Origin of the sequence: Streptomyces sp. 2131.1 (assembly GCF_900105515.1) — a bacterium.
GTDB lineage: Bacteria > Actinomycetota > Actinomycetes > Streptomycetales > Streptomycetaceae > Streptomyces > Streptomyces drozdowiczii.
In genome coordinates, this window is record NZ_FNSY01000001.1 from 2,186,199 (window position 1) to 2,201,254 (window position 15,056).

At 72.5% G+C, this 15,056-nt stretch carries 12 protein-coding genes; 11 read left to right on the forward strand and 1 reads right to left on the reverse strand.

All coding sequences use genetic code 11. The annotated features are described in order from the left end of the window. Window positions 1-165: 165 nt before the first annotated feature. The gene (lon, locus tag BLW14_RS09575; protein WP_093706231.1) at window positions 166-2,586 is read right to left on the reverse strand and encodes an endopeptidase La; all 2,421 of its coding nucleotides are present in this window, start codon (window positions 2,584-2,586) and stop codon (window positions 166-168) included. A gap of 180 nt (window positions 2,587-2,766) precedes the next feature. Here lon and BLW14_RS09580 point away from each other — a divergent pair, with 180 nt between their 5' ends. The 11 genes from BLW14_RS09580 (at window position 2,767) to BLW14_RS09630 (ending at window position 15,041) form a co-directional block, all read left to right on the forward strand. After that, on the forward strand, window positions 2,767-3,168 hold the full coding sequence (locus tag BLW14_RS09580) for a DUF4259 domain-containing protein (RefSeq protein WP_093706233.1): 402 nt from the start codon (window positions 2,767-2,769) through the stop codon (window positions 3,166-3,168). 65 nt (window positions 3,169-3,233) lie between these two features. After that, complete coding sequence (locus BLW14_RS09585; protein WP_093706235.1) at window positions 3,234-3,812, forward strand: isochorismatase family protein; 579 nt, start codon at window positions 3,234-3,236, stop codon at window positions 3,810-3,812. Between the two features lie 33 nt (window positions 3,813-3,845). Next, window positions 3,846-4,448: an RNA polymerase sigma factor gene (locus BLW14_RS09590; RefSeq protein WP_093706237.1), complete on the forward strand. Its 603-nt coding sequence runs from the start codon at window positions 3,846-3,848 to the stop codon at window positions 4,446-4,448. After that, complete coding sequence (locus BLW14_RS09595) at window positions 4,445-5,368, forward strand: hypothetical protein (RefSeq protein ID WP_093706239.1); 924 nt, start codon at window positions 4,445-4,447, stop codon at window positions 5,366-5,368. Before BLW14_RS09590 ends, BLW14_RS09595 begins: the two co-directional genes overlap by 4 nt. Window positions 5,369-5,378: 10 nt before the next feature. Beyond that, window positions 5,379-6,161, forward strand: coding sequence for an ATP-binding cassette domain-containing protein (locus BLW14_RS09600; RefSeq protein WP_093706241.1), 783 nt, complete (start codon window positions 5,379-5,381; stop codon window positions 6,159-6,161). Continuing rightward, window positions 6,158-7,456 (forward strand): hypothetical protein, encoded by a 1,299-nt coding sequence (locus BLW14_RS09605; protein WP_093706242.1) that lies wholly within the window; start codon window positions 6,158-6,160, stop codon window positions 7,454-7,456. Before BLW14_RS09600 ends, BLW14_RS09605 begins: the two co-directional genes overlap by 4 nt. Further along, entirely contained in the window at window positions 7,453-8,055 is a 603-nt protein-coding gene (locus BLW14_RS09610; protein WP_093706244.1) for a hypothetical protein, read from the forward strand. The genes BLW14_RS09605 and BLW14_RS09610 overlap by 4 nt, the downstream gene beginning before the upstream one ends. A gap of 156 nt (window positions 8,056-8,211) precedes the next feature. Further along, a complete protein-coding gene (locus BLW14_RS09615; protein ID WP_093706246.1) occupies window positions 8,212-8,904 on the forward strand; it encodes a spermidine synthase family protein in 693 nt (230 codons plus the stop codon). Window positions 8,905-9,139: 235 nt separating this feature from the next. Beyond that, a complete protein-coding gene (locus tag BLW14_RS09620; protein ID WP_018521091.1) occupies window positions 9,140-9,877 on the forward strand; it encodes a response regulator transcription factor in 738 nt (245 codons plus the stop codon). Beyond that, window positions 9,874-10,950: a HAMP domain-containing sensor histidine kinase gene (locus tag BLW14_RS09625; protein WP_018521090.1), complete on the forward strand. Its 1,077-nt coding sequence runs from the start codon at window positions 9,874-9,876 to the stop codon at window positions 10,948-10,950. Before BLW14_RS09620 ends, BLW14_RS09625 begins: the two co-directional genes overlap by 4 nt. Window positions 10,951-11,207: 257 nt before the next feature. Then, the gene (locus BLW14_RS09630) at window positions 11,208-15,041 is read left to right on the forward strand and encodes a multifunctional oxoglutarate decarboxylase/oxoglutarate dehydrogenase thiamine pyrophosphate-binding subunit/dihydrolipoyllysine-residue succinyltransferase subunit (protein ID WP_093706248.1); all 3,834 of its coding nucleotides are present in this window, start codon (window positions 11,208-11,210) and stop codon (window positions 15,039-15,041) included. The last annotated feature ends 15 nt before the right edge of the window (window positions 15,042-15,056 follow it).

Below are 15,056 nucleotides of genomic sequence, written 5' to 3' on the forward strand. Positions count from 1 at the left end.
ACGCCGTGGCGCCAGGGCCTTTCCTTTGGATCAGGGCGGATCAGGGAGCGGGCTCCGGTGCCGTGCATCGCAAGGCGGAGGATTGAATCAACGCGGAGCGTTGGTGATTGACGACAACGCCGCGAGGTGCGGTGCCGGAGCCCGCCCTGATCCAAAGGACAGGCCCTACGCCGCGGCCGGAATCCTGCGCTCCGCCGCGGCCGAGGCCGGGGCGAGGGCGATCTCCAGGACCTGGCGGACGTCGGTGACCGGGTGGACCTCCAGGGTCTCCAGCACCTCGGCCGGGACGTCGTCCAGGTCGGCCTCGTTCCGCTTGGGGATCACCACGGTGGTGATGCCCGCGCGGTGGGCGGCCAGCAGCTTCTGCTTCAGCCCGCCGATCGGCAGCACCCGCCCGGTCAGCGAGACCTCACCGGTCATCGCCACGTCCGTGCGGACCAGCCGCCCGGAGAGCAGCGAGGCCAGCGCGGTCGTCATCGTGATGCCGGCGCTCGGGCCGTCCTTGGGGACCGCGCCCGCCGGGAAGTGGATGTGCGCCCCGCGGTCCTTGAGGTCCGCGACCGGCAGCTCCAGCTCCGCGCCGTGCGACCGGAGGAAGCTCAGCGCGATCTGCGCCGACTCCTTCATGACGTCGCCGAGCTGGCCGGTGAGGGTCAGTCCGGACGCCCCGGTCTCCGGGTCGGCCAGCGACGCCTCCACGAAGAGGACGTCCCCGCCTGCCCCGGTCACCGCGAGCCCGGTGGCCACGCCCGGCACCGCGGTCCGGCGCTCGGCCGGGTCCTGGGCGGACTCGGGCACGTGGTGCGGGCGGCCGATCAGACCGCGCAGGTCGTCCGCGCCCACCGTGAACGGCAGCTCGCGGTCGCCCAGTTCGTGCTGGGCCGCGACCTTGCGCAGCAGCCGGGCGACGGCCCGCTCCAGGTTCCGGACCCCGGCCTCCCGGGTGTACTCGCCGGCCAGCTTGCGCAGCGCCGGCTCGTCGAGCGCGACCTCGTCCTTCTCCAGACCCGCCCGCTCCAGCTGGCGCGGGAGCAGGTGGTCGCGGGCGATGACGACCTTCTCGTCCTCGGTGTAGCCGTCGAGCCTGACCAGCTCCATGCGGTCGAGCAGCGCCTCCGGGATCGCCTCCAGGACGTTGGCGGTGGCCAGGAAGACGACGTCGCTGAGGTCGAGCTCGACCTCCAGGTAGTGGTCGCGGAAGGTGTGGTTCTGCGCGGGGTCGAGCACTTCGAGGAGGGCGGCGGCCGGGTCGCCCCGGAAGTCGGAGCCGACCTTGTCGATCTCGTCGAGCAGGACGACCGGGTTCATCGAACCGGCCTCCTTGATGGCGCGGACGATGCGTCCGGGCAGCGCCCCGACGTACGTACGCCGGTGGCCGCGGATCTCCGCCTCGTCCCGGACACCGCCGAGCGCGACGCGGACGAACTTGCGGCCCATGGCGTGCGCGACGGACTCGCCGAGCGAGGTCTTGCCGACGCCCGGCGGACCCACCAGGGCCAGCACCGCGCCGCCGCGCCGTCCGCCGACGACGCCGAGCCCGCGGTCGGCCCGGCGCTTGCGCACCGCCAGGTACTCGGTGATGCGCTCCTTCACGTCCTGGAGGCCGGCGTGCTCGGCGTCCAGGATCTCCTGGGCGCCCTTGATGTCGTAGGCGTCCTCGGTCCGCTCGGTCCAGGGCAGTTCGAGGACGGTGTCGAGCCAGGTCCTGATCCAGGAGCCCTCGGGGCTCTGGTCGGAGGAGCGCTCCAGCTTGTCGACCTCCTTGAGCGCGGCCTCGCGCACGTGCTCGGGCAGGTCGGCGGCCTCGACGCGGGCCCGGTAGTCGTCGGACTCGTCCTCCGGGTCGCCGTTGAGCTCGGACAGCTCCTTGCGTACGGCGTCGAGCTGGCGCCGCAGCAGGAACTCGCGCTGCTGCTTGTCGACGCCCTCCTGGACGTCCTTGGCGATGGACTCGGCGACGTCCTGCTCGGCGAGGTGTTCGCCGAGCCACTGGATGGCGAGCTTCAGCCGGGCGACCGGGTCGGTCGTCTCCAGCAGCCGCACCTTCTGGGCGGTGGTGAGGAAGGGGGAGTAACCGGAGTTGTCGGCGAGCGCGGAGACGCCCTCGATCTGCTGGACCCGGTCCACGACCTGCCAGGCGCCACGCTTCTTCAGCCAGCTGGTGGCCAGGGCCTTGTACTCCTTGACCAGATCGGCGACGGACCCGGGCAGAGGGTCGGGGACGGAGGCGTCCACCCGGACCCCTTCCACCCAGAGCGCGGCGCCCGGCCCGCTGGTGCCCGCCCCGATACGGACCCGGTCGCGGCCCCGGATGAGGGCGCCCGGATCGCCGTCGGAGAGCCGTCCGACCTGCTCCACGGTCCCGAGGACCCCGATCCCGGTGTACGTCCCGTCGATGCGCGGGACGAGCAGCACCTCGGGCTTGCCCCCGCCCTCCCGGGCGGCGGCCTGCGCGGCCTCGACGGCGGCACGCACCTCGGTGTCGGACAGGTCGAGCGGCACCACCATTCCCGGCAGCACGACCTCGTCGTCGAGCGGCAGCACGGGCAGGGTGAGCGGTGTGACGGCAGTGGACTCAGTAGCCATGATCTCCCCTTCGGCAGTCAAGTTGAGCTATATCGGCTCAATGCTTGTGAGCCCCGCAATGTTCCCCAGACGTTGTTCGCTCTGAGCGATCAGGCGTTCCCGGTGGAGCGGGCGCCCCGGAAGGCGTTGTCAGTGATGCCTGTCACGATGCGTGGAGATCGATTCACCAGGGAGACGCATATGGGTACGTGGGACGTGGGCCCGTTCGACAACGACACCGCCGCCGACTGGTGCGGAGGGCTGGACGACGCCGCGCCGGAGGCGCGCGAGGGGATGGTCCGTGCCGCGCTGGCCGAGACGGCCGGCACCACCGACTACCTGGACTCGGACGTGGCGAACGAGGCGATAGCCGCGGCCGCCCTGGTAGCGGCGCAGTGCCCCGGGGGCGCCCCCGTCGACTCCGCGTACGGCCCGGACGAGCCCCTTCCGGACCTGACCGGCCTGCGCGAACTCGCGCTCCGGGCGCTGGACCGGGTCCTGACGGAGCCGTCCGAGCCTCTGGAGCTCTGGGAGGAGGGGGACGACGGACCTTGGCATACGGGCGTCAACCGCCTGCGCGAGACCCTTATGCCCCGGCCCTGAGCGAGTCCTTGCAGCGCACCCGATATTCCGTGGAGCCCGGGCGCCGCGCCGGACAGGATGGCCCCATGACCGAGACCCCCCTCCCCGTGCATGCCCTGATCGTCGTGGACGTGCAGAAGGACGGGGTGACCGGCGCGGGGGCCGTCCCCGGGGCCGACGTGCTGCTGGACCGTACGGCGGGGCTGCTGGCGCGGGCCCGGCGGGCGGGCGCGGCCGTCGTACACCTCCAGAACGACGGCGACCCCGGGTCGGGCGACGAGCCGTTCACGCCGGGCTGGGCACTGCATCTGCCGGTCGTGGACGGCCCCGCGGAGTCCGTGATCCGCAAGACCTGGGACGACGGCTTCAAGGACACGTCCCTGGACGCCGTGCTGGCGGAGGCGGGCGTGGAGTCGCTGGCCGTCTGCGGCGTCATGTCGGAGATGTGCGTCCAGGCGACGGCCCGCACCGCCCTGGAGCTGGGCTACCGGGTCGTCCTCCCGCACGACGCCCACGCCACGCACGACGTCCCGGCCGCGCCCGGGATCAGCGAAGCGGTGCCCGCCGCCGTCGTCTCCCGGGTCGCCGCCTGGGCGATCAGCGCGGACGCGGACGTCACCACGCCCGCCTCGGCCGTACGGTTCACGGCGCCGCCGGGCGCGTGAACCGGTCGGCGGTCGACCGCCGATAGAAGAGGTGTGAGCGACTTGCGCCCCTCGGGGGACGACCGGAGCGACGAGGCGCTGCTGCGTGCCGTCGCACAGGGGGACACGGCCGCCCTCGCCGCGTTCTACGACCGGCATTCCGGCTGGCTGCTGGCCCGGCTGAACCGCCGGTGTCCGGACGCGGAGACCGTACGGGAGGTCCTTCAGGACACCTTCCTGACGGTCTGGCGGTCCGCCGCCGCGCACCGGGGCAGCGAGGCCGGAGGCTGGCTCTGGGTGATCGCCGCCCGTCGGCTGGTCGACGCGCGGCGGACCCGGGCCCGGACGGAACGCGTGGCGGCGGCCGAGCAGACGGGCGGTGTCCAGTGGGCGGCCCCCGTGCCGTCCGCCGAGGACCGGGTCCTGGCCGGCCTGGAGTACGGGGACGTGGGCACCGCGCTCGACCGGATCTCGCCCGAGCTCAGGGAGGTCCTGCGGGCGACGGTCGTGGACGGCCTGACGACCCGGGAGGCCGCCCGGCTGCTCGGCATACCCGAAGGCACGGTCAAGACCCGGGCACTGCGGGCCCGCCGCGAACTCCGCGCCGCGCTGGACCGCCTGGTCGTGGAGAACGGTCCCCTGGGAGGCACGGCATGACGATCTGGCACGTGGCGGACGATCAGGTCCTGCGGTACGCGGAGGGCACGGCCCTGGAGACGGACGCCTGGTCCCTGGAGAAGCACGTCGAGTCCTGTACGAGCTGCGCGGAGCGGGTGTCGGCGGCGGTACGCGGTCGGGGGGCCGCGGCACCGCTGCTGGACGAGGTCCGGGCGGCCGTGCTGGCGGCGGCGGTTCCGGTGTCCGGCGGCGCAGAGGCGGGACGTCCGGTGACCGGTCCCGGCGCGTGGCACGGCCGTGCGCCTGCGTGGCGCCGCTTGCCCGGACGCCACCGCTTCGGCCGGGTGTTGTGGGCGGCCGGGCCCGCCTTGCGGGGGCCGTGGACCGGGGCCCTGGCGCTGGTGGTGTGCACGGCCGTCGCGCTCGCGTACGGCGGTGGGCTCGGTGGTTCCGTGCGGGCCTTGCTGCTACTCGTCGCGCCCGTGCTGCCGCTCGCCGGGGTCGGGGTCTCGTACGGGCGCTCCGCCGACCCCCTGCACGAGATCATCGCCACCTCCCCCGGCGGCGGGCTGCGGCTGCTGCTGACCAGGACGGCCGCAGTGCTCGGGGTGACCGTCCCGGTGCTCGCCCTGGTCTGGGCGGTGCTGCCCGCCTCGGCCGGCGGCCCGGGGCCCCTGGCCTGGCTGCTGCCCGGGCTCGCCCTGACACTCGCGGCCCTGGGAATCGGCTCGTACCTCGGCTGCCGCACCGCGGCCCTCGTCGTCGCGGCGGGCTGGGCGGCCGCCGTCACCGTACCGGCGCTCGACACGTCCCCGTCCACGCTGCTCGACGGAACGCCGACGGCGCTCCGCTACTTCGCGGGGTTCCCCGCACAGGGTGCCTGGGCGGTGGCGGCCGTACTCGGCGCGGCGCTGCTCGTCCTGCGCCGCCGATCCTTCGACCACCTGGAGACGTCATGAGCGTGATCGCGTGAACAGCACCGTCAAGGTGTCGGGGCTGACCGTGCGGCACCGCCGGAGGACCGCGCTGGACTCCGTCGATCTCGACTTCGGGCCCGGTGTGCACGGGCTCCTGGGCCCCAACGGGGCGGGCAAGACCTCGCTGATCCGGGTCCTGTCCACGGCCGCCGCGCCGGACGCCGGGCGGATCGAGCTGCTGGGCTCCGACGTGGGCGCGGCGTCCGACCACCGTGCCCGGGCGGAGGTCCGGCGCAGGCTGGGCTATCTGCCGCAGGAGTTCGGCCACTACGCCGGGTTCACCGTCCGCGAGTTCGTCGCCTATGTGGCGTGGCTCAAGGAGATGGATTCCACGCGGGCGGCCGCTGCCGTGGAGCGTGCGGTGGACCGCGTGGGCCTCGCCGACCGGATCGACTCCCGGATGAAGACGCTGTCCGGCGGCATGGTCCGGCGCGTCGGCATCGCCCAGGCGATCGTCAACGAGCCGGAGCTGCTGCTCCTGGACGAGCCGACCGCCGGGCTCGACCCGGAACAGCGGGTCGAGTTCCGGGCCCTGATGCGGGACCTCGGCGAGCACGCCACGGTGATCCTCTCCACGCACCTCGTCGAGGACGTCGTCACGGCCTGCGAGGGCGTGACGCTGATCGAGGCGGGCCGCGTCGCGTACCGGGGCACGACGCGCGAGCTGGCGGCCCTCGGCAAGGACGGCGGCCAGGACGAGCGCGCCGGCAGCCCGATCGAGCGCGGCTACACGACGGCCCTGCGCTCCCACCGGGCGACGGCGGGCGCCCGATGACCGTCACCGAAGCCCCCGTGCGGCGGAAGGCCCCGGGCCCCGCGCTGCGAACCGAGGTGCGGCGCGGCGTCGGCCCGTGGACCGGGCTGTGCACGGCGCTCACGCTCGGCGTGACCATGGCCGCGAAGGCAGACCAATGGCAGGGCGACTGGATCGAGACCCAGAGCCTCCTGCACACCGGCGCCACCCTGCTCGCCTGCCCGCTGGCGGCCGCGGCGGCCTGCTGGCAGGGGGCCCGCGACCACCGGCGCTCGACCGATGAGCTGTGGCGCTCGACGCCGCGTGCGCGGTGGCAGCGGATGGCCGTGGCCGCGCTGCCGCTCGCGCTGTGGGCGGTCGCCGGGTACGTGGTCGCGCTGGCCGGTTCATCGGCGGCCACCTGGCCGTACGCGGGCGGTGGCGGCCCGCTCCTCTCGCTCGTCGTCGTGGACGCTGCCGCGCTGGCGGCCATGGCACTGCTCGGGTTCGCCGTCGGCGTGCTGTGCCGGTGGCGGCTGGCCGCGCCCGTGCTCGCCGTGTTGATGTACCTGCTGCTCGGGGTGCCGAACTACTCGGAAACCTCGACGCAGTACCTCGACCCGGCCGTGCAGTACGTGCTGTGGGACCGGCTGCCCGTGTGGTGGTTCGCCCCCGCCATGGCGGCCTGGACCGGCGGACTCGCGGTCGCCGCGCTCACCGCCGTCGCGGCCCGGCGCCGGCTCGCCGCCCTCGTGCCGCTCGCCGTGGCGGCCGCCGTCGCCCCGCTGATCGTGTCCACGGGCGACGGCATGTTCCGGGACGACCCGGCGGCCCACCGCATCGCCTGCACGGAGGGAAGCCCGCAGATCTGCCTGAGCGGGCATCAGGAGCACCTGTTGCCCCAGGTCACAGAGGCGCTGTCGGGGCTGACCGGGCGGTTGGAGGGGCTCCCCGGCGCACCGAAGCGTTACGTCGACCGGCCTCCCGCGCAGCACGCCGACGAGGCGAGGATGCCCACCCCGAATGTCGGCTGGTACCTCCTGCGCGGGCGGCTCCAGCACAAGGAGGACTTCGCCTGGCAGGTGGCCAGGCAGCTGCTCGACCGGGACTGCCCTGTTCACGAGGCGGGATCCAGGAGCTGGAACCGCGTGACGGGGACCGACATCGCGGTCGCCGGGTGGCTGATCGGTTCCCACACGGCGCAGATGACCTATGTTCCGGATTCCCCGGAGCTCCGCCGCCTCGAAGCCATGCCCGACGCCGGGCGCCGTGCCTGGCTGGGCCGCTACATGAGCGCCCGCAACAGCTGCGACGCCTCGAAGGTGCCGGTCCTGTGAGCCTCCCCGTCCTCTATCTCCGCTCCCGCGCCCTCCCCCGTACCGCCGCGGCCCTGGCCTGCACGGCCCTGCTCGCCGCCTGGGCGGCGCACTGGCTCCAGGCACAGCCCCACCTCACCCACGGGGCCCGCGTCCCCGTCCTGGCGCTGGCCCCGCTGCTCGCATCGTCGGCCATCGGGACGAGCCTGTACGCGGCCGCCGACGAGCTCGACCGGACGGCGGTCCGGCGCTGGTGGCCCCGCAGGCTGGCGCACCTGCTCGCGCTCACCGTCCCGGCCGCCGCCGCCCTCGCGCTGGCCGTTCCGGGGCATCCCGAGGCGTTCGGGGCGCCCGGCATGGTCCGCAACGTGCTCGGTGCGACCGGGGTCGCGGCCGCGTCGGCCGCCCTGATCGGGGCCCGGCTCAGCTGGCTGCCGATGACCGTCTACGGCGGCGCGGTCTATCTCGCCGCGCCCCGGACCCCGGGCGGAGCCGCCTCCGTGTGGGCCTGGCCGATGCAGCCGGGGCCGCAGGTATGGGCGTGGGCCGTGGCGTCGGCGGCGTTCGCGGCGGGGGCGGTGCTGTACGCCGTGCGCGGGGCGCGCCGCGAGCGGGACTGACGCCTCGTCGCCGGGCCGGAGGCGCCGGCCCCCGCACCCCGCCCCCGTTCGAACTCGCCGGCCCCCGCCCGCCCCCGTTCGAACTCGCTGGCCCCCGCCCGCCCCCGCGCGACAGGATGGCGGGGTCACCGACCACGGCCACCGGAGATCAGTGCCATGTCCCACACGTTCGGCCCCGACGCCGACGCCCCCGTCACCCTGGACCGCCGCGAGGGACCGTACGGGGAGGTCGTCCTGCGCAGGCGCGGGGAGGACTTCGAGATCATCGCCAACGGGTGCTTCCTGATGGACACCTCGGACGGGCGGTCCGAGCGGCTGCTGATCGACGCGGCGCTGGAGGCGCTGCCGGCCGGCCGTAGCGGGCCCGCCGTGCTGATCGGGGGACTGGGTGTCGGGTTCTCGCTCGCCCGGGCCGCCGCCGAGCCGCGCTGGGGGCGGATCGCGGTCGCCGAGCGGGAGCGGGCGATCGTGGACTGGCACCTGGACGGACCGCTGGCCGGGATCTCCGGACCGGCGCTCGCCGATCCCCGTACGGAGATCCTGACGACCGATCTCGTCGCGTATCTGCGCACGACTACGGACCGTTACGACGCACTGTGTCTGGACATCGACAACGGGCCGGACTGGACCGTCACCGAGGACAACAACAGCCTCTACTCCCCCGCCGGTCTGGCCGACTGCCGGGCGCGGCTCAACCGGGGCGGGGTCCTCGCCGTGTGGTCCGCACAACCGTCCGACGCATTCGACCAAGCCCTACGGAATGCCGGGTTCCAGGGGGTAAGGGCGGAAGAAGTGGGCGTTGCCCGAGGTGTTCCCGACGTGGTCCATCTCGCAATTCGATCGGACTGACATTCCCCCGCCGGGTATCGCGGCGCCCCGGGCGCCCGGGGCGCAAGCCCCATAAGCGCGACACTCCGCCGCCCGCGTACGACTTCCGGGGCCGCACGGCCTTGCACCCTGCGTAGCCGGGAACCCTCCGCTGCATCTACGCTGCTGACCGATAGCGGGATCACCCACGAAATTCACGAGCGAAAACCGTACGTCCGGGGGAATGGCCTCCGTGAGAACGGGCAGGGGCGGGGCGATGGAACAGACACACACCACCCAGACCGGCGTCGCGGCCACCCCGGGCGCGCAGCGCCGGGTGCTGGTGGTCGAGGACGACGCCACGATCGTCGATGCCATTTCCGCCCGGCTGCGGGCGGAGGGTTTCCTGGTGCAGACCGCTCTCGACGGCCCGGCGGCCGTGGACGCGGCGGAAGCCTGGCAGCCGGACCTCATGGTCCTCGACATCATGCTTCCGGGCTTCGACGGCCTGGAGGTCTGCCGCCGCGTACAGGCCCAGCGGCCGGTGCCGGTGCTGATGCTGACCGCGCGGGACGACGAGACGGACATGCTCGTCGGGCTCGGCGTCGGTGCCGACGACTACATGACCAAGCCGTTCTCGATGCGTGAGCTGGCCGCCCGGGTGCACGTGCTGCTGCGCCGGGTGGAGCGGGCCGCGCTGGCCGCCGTGACGCCGCGCAGCGGCATACTCCGCCTCGGCGAGCTGGAGATCGACCACGCGCAGCGCCGGGTCCGGGTCCGCGCGGACGACGTGCACCTGACCCCGACCGAGTTCGACCTGCTGGTCTGCCTGGCGAACACCCCGCGCGCGGTGCTCTCCCGGGAGCAGCTGCTCGCGGAGGTCTGGGACTGGGCGGACGCCTCGGGCACCCGGACCGTGGACAGTCACATCAAGGCGCTGCGCCGGAAGATCGGCGCGGAGCGCATCCGTACCGTGCACGGAGTCGGCTACGCCCTGGAGACCCCCGCGCCATGACCTCGCCCGGACCGGGGCTGCGGCCGTTCTCGATCAAGGCCAAGCTGGGCACCCTGGTCGTGGTGTCGGTCTTCATCACGACCGGGCTGATCATGGTGGCCTTCCGTACGCGGACCGAGCTGCGGTTCATCACCGTGTTCTCGGTCATCGCGACCCTGCTCATCACCCAGTTCGTGGCGCACGGCCTGACCGCGCCGCTGGACGAGATGCGCGCGGTGGCCCGGTCGATCTCGCACGGGGACTACACCCGGCGGGTCAACGGGGCGGACCGGCGCGACGAACTGGGCGACCTGGCGCAGACCATCAACCTGATGGCGGACGACCTGGCTGCGGTGGACCGGCACCGCAAGGAGCTGGTGGCGAATGTCTCGCACGAACTGCGGACTCCCATCGCGGCGCTGCGAGCCGTTCTGGAGAACGTCGTGGACGGGGTGTCGTCGGCCGACCCCGAGACGATGCGGACCGCGCTGAAGCAGACGGAGCGCCTGGGCCGGCTGGTGGAGACGCTGCTCGACCTGTCCCGGCTGGACAACGGCGTGGTGACGCTGAAGGCCAACCGCTTCGAGGTGTGGCCGTATCTGTCGGGGGTGCTGAAGGAGGCGAACCTCGCCGCCGCGCACCGCCGGCTCTCCTCCGGGTCCGGCAACCACTCGCGTACGGACGTCCATCTGCACCTGGACGTGTCGCCGCCGGAGCTGACCGCGCACGCGGACGCGGAGCGGCTGCACCAGGTGGTGGCCAATCTCATCGACAACGCCGTCAAGCACAGCCCGCCGCACGGCCGGGTGACGGTGCTGGCGCGGCGCGGCCCGCAGCCGGAGTCCCTGCACCTGGAGGTCGTGGACGAGGGCCCGGGCATCCCGGAGTCCGAGCGGCACCGCGTCTTCGAGCGCTTCAACCGGGGCGACGTGGCCTCTCCGCACGGTCCGGGCAGCGACGGCGGGACGGGTCTCGGCCTGGCGATCGCGCGCTGGGCGGTGGATCTGCACGGCGGCCGGATCGGCGTGGCCGAATCTGCTCGCGGCTGCCGCATACGCGTCACTCTTCCGGGGATTCCTCAACCGCGAGGTTGACATAGGGTTCGAACCGGAAGGGCACGTTCTGCGTGTTCTTCTCAAGGGGTACGGTCCAGGGGGCCGCTGTGGCGGCCTCGCGTACCCGGAGCGAAGCGGAACCATGCTTGTTTCCCGCCATTTCCAGCGCCGAAACCCGGCTTTCGATGTGACTTGCACGACGAAGACCTCCCCGGCCTGCAAGGAACGGCCGCGGAGGCGTAGCCTTGATTCCCGCTGTCCATCACCTTGCGAAGCGGAAGAGGGCGGTCACCGCCGTGTCGTCTCAGTCCCCCAGTAACTCGAGCATCTCGACCGATCAGGCCGGCCCGGGCACCAACCCGGCCGCGGCATTCGGCGCCAATGAGTGGCTCGTCGACGAGATCTACCAGCAGTACCTCCAGGACCCGAATTCGGTCGATCGCGCCTGGTGGGACTTCTTCGCCGACTACAAGCCGGGCAAGACCGGCACGGCGGACAAGCCCGTTCCCGGCGCCGCAGCCGCGGGGGCTGCAGCGCCCGCGGCCCCGGCCGCCCCCACCGGCAACACCGCTCCGGCCTCGCCGGCGCAGCCCGCCGCCCAGGCCCCGGCGGCACCCGCCGCTCCGGCCCAGGCCGCTCCGGCCGCGCCCGCCGCCGCCCCGAAGGCTCCGGCCCAGGCCGCTCCGGCTCCGGCCGCGAAGGCCCCCGCCGCCAAGGCCCCGGCCGCGAAGGCCAAGGCCGCCGCGGACACCGAGGCCCCGGCCGGTCCCGAGTACGTGACGCTGCGCGGCCCGTCCGCCGCGGTCGCGAAGAACATGAACGCCTCGCTGGAGCTGCCCACGGCCACGTCCGTGCGCGCCGTCCCGGTGAAGCTGCTCTTCGACAACCGCATCGTCATCAACAACCACCTCAAGCGCGCCCGCGGCGGGAAGATCTCCTTCACGCACCTCATCGGGTACGCGATGGTGCAGGCGCTCAAGGCCATGCCGGCCATGAACTACTCCTTCGCGGAGAAGGACGGCAAGCCGACCCTGGTCAAGCCGGAGCACGTCAACCTCGGCCTCGCCATCGACCTGGTGAAGCCGAACGGCGACCGCCAGCTGGTCGTCGCGGCCATCAAGAAGGCCGAGACGCTCAACTTCTTCGAGTTCTGGCAGGCGTACGAGGACATCGTCCGGCGCGCCCGCAACGGCAAGCTCGGCATGGACGACTTCACCGGCGTCACCGCCTCGCTGACCAACCCCGGCGGCATCGGCACCGTTCACTCGGTGCCCCGCCTGATGCCCGGACAGGGCCTCATCATGGGCGTCGGCGCGATGGACTACCCTGCGGAGTTCCAGGGCACCTCGCAGGACACCCTGAACAAGCTGGGCATCTCCAAGGTCATGACCCTGACCTCGACGTACGACCACCGGGTGATCCAGGGCGCCGCCTCCGGCGAGTTCCTGCGCATCCTCTCCCAGCTGCTGCTCGGCGAGAACGAGTTCTACGACGAGATCTTCAAGGCGCTGCGCATCCCCTACGAGCCGGTCCGCTGGCTCAAGGACATCGACGCCTCGCACGACGACGACGTCACCAAGGCCGCGCGGGTCTTCGAGCTGATCCACTCCTACCGGGTCCGGGGCCACGTCATGGCCGACACCGACCCGCTGGAGTACCACCAGCGCAAGCACCCCGACCTCGACATCACCGAGCACGGCCTCACCCTGTGGGACCTGGAGCGGGACTTCGCGGTCGGCGGGTTCGCGGGCAAGTCGATGATGAAGCTCCGCGACATCCTCGGCGTGCTGCGTGAGTCGTACTGCCGCACCACCGGCATCGAGTTCATGCACATCCAGGACCCGAAGCAGCGCAAGTGGCTCCAGGACCGGGTGGAGCGCCCGCGCCCCAAGCCGGAGCGCGAGGAGCAGCTGCGCATCCTGCGCCGCCTCAACGCCGCCGAGGCGTTCGAGACGTTCCTGCAGACCAAGTACGTCGGCCAGAAGCGGTTCTCGCTGGAGGGCGGCGAGTCCGTCATCCCGCTGCTCGACGCGGTCATCGACTCCGCCGCCGAGGCCCGCCTCGACGAGGTCGTCATCGGCATGGCCCACCGCGGCCGCCTGAACGTCCTCGCGAACATCGTGGGCAAGTCGTACGCCCAGATCTTCCGCGAGTTCGAGGGCAACCTCGACCCGCGCTCGATGCACGGCTCCGGCGACGTGAAGTACCACCTGGGCGCCGAGGGCACCTTCACCGGCCTGGACGGCGAGCAGATCAAGGTCTCGCTGGCCGCCAACCCCTCGCACCTGGAGGCGGTCGACCCGGTTCTGGAGGGCATCGCCCGCGCCAAGCAGGACATCATCAACAAGGGCGGCACGGACTTCACCGTCCTGCCCATCGCGCTCCACGGCGACGCGGCCTTCGCGGGCCAGGGCGTCGTCGCCGAGACGCTCAACATGTCGCAGCTGCGCGGCTACCGCACCGGCGGCACCGTGCACGTGGTGATCAACAACCAGGTCGGCTTCACCGCCGCCCCGGAGTCCTCGCGCTCCTCCATGTACGCCACCGACGTGGCGCGCATGATCGAGGCGCCGATCATCCACGTCAACGGCGACGACCCCGAGGCCGTCGTCCGGGTGGCGCGGCTCGCCTTCGAGTTCCGCCAGGCGTTCAACAAGGACGTCGTCATCGACCTCATCTGCTACCGCCGCCGCGGTCACAACGAGGGCGACAACCCGGAGTTCACCAACCCGCAGATGTACACCCTGATCGACAAGAAGCGCTCGGTGCGCAAGCTCTACACCGAGTCCCTCATCGGTCGCGGCGACATCACCCTGGAAGAGGCGGAGCAGGCGCTCCAGGACTTCCAGGGCCAGCTGGAGAAGGTCTTCGCCGAGGTCCGCGAGGCCACCTCGCAGCCGGCGCAGCCGCACGTCTCCGACCCGCAGGCCCACTTCCCGGTCGCCGTGAACACCGCGGTCTCCGCCGAGGTCGTCAAGCGGATCGCCGAGTCCCAGGTCAACATCCCCGAGTCGATCACCGTGCACCCGCGCCTGATGCCGCAGATGCAGCGCCGTGCCGCCTCGGTGGAGAACGGCACGATCGACTGGGGCATGGGCGAGACCCTGGCCATCGGTTCGCTGCTGATGGAGGGCACCCCGGTCCGGCTCGCCGGCCAGGACAGCCGCCGCGGCACCTTCGGCCAGCGCCACGCGGTGCTCGTCGACCAGGTCACGGGCGAGGACTACACCCCGCTCCTCTACCTGACGGACGACCAGGCCCGTTACAACGTCTACGACTCGCTCCTCAGCGAGTACGCGGCGATGGGCTTCGAGTACGGCTACTCGCTGGCCCGTCCGGAGTCGCTGGTCATCTGGGAGGCCCAGTTCGGTGACTTCGTCAACGGCGCGCAGACCGTCGTCGACGAGTTCATCTCCTCGGCCGAGCAGAAGTGGGGCCAGACCTCCGGCGTCACGCTGCTCCTGCCGCACGGATACGAGGGCCAGGGCCCGGACCACTCGTCCGCCCGCCCGGAGCGCTTCCTCCAGATGTGCGCGCAGGACAACATGACGGTCGCGATGCCGACCCTGCCGTCGAACTACTTCCACCTCCTGCGGTGGCAGGTGCACAACCCGCACCACAAGCCGCTGATCGTCTTCACCCCGAAGTCGATGCTCCGCCTGAAGGCGGCCGCCTCCAAGGTGGAGGAGTTCACGACCGGCGGCTTCCGTCCGGTCATCGGCGACGACTCGGTCGACCCGAGCGCCGTCCGCAAGGTCGTCTTCTGCGCCGGCAAGGTCTACTACGACCTCGAAGCCGAGCGCCAGAAGCGCGGCGTCACGGACACCGCGATCATCCGTCTGGAGCGCCTGTACCCGCTGCCGGGTGCCGAGATCCAGGCCGAGATCGCCAAGTACCCGAACGCGGCGAAGTACCTGTGGGCCCAGGAGGAGCCGGCCAACCAGGGCGCCTGGCCGTTCATCGCCCTCAACCTGATCGACCACCTGGACCTGGCCGTCGGCGCGGACGTCCCGCACGGCGAGCGCCTGCGCCGGATCTCCCGCCCGCACGGCTCGTCCCCGGCGGTCGGCTCGGCCAAGCGCCACCAGGCGGAGCAGACCCAGCTGGTCGAGGAGGTCTTCGAGGCCTGACCGGCGACCCGGCAC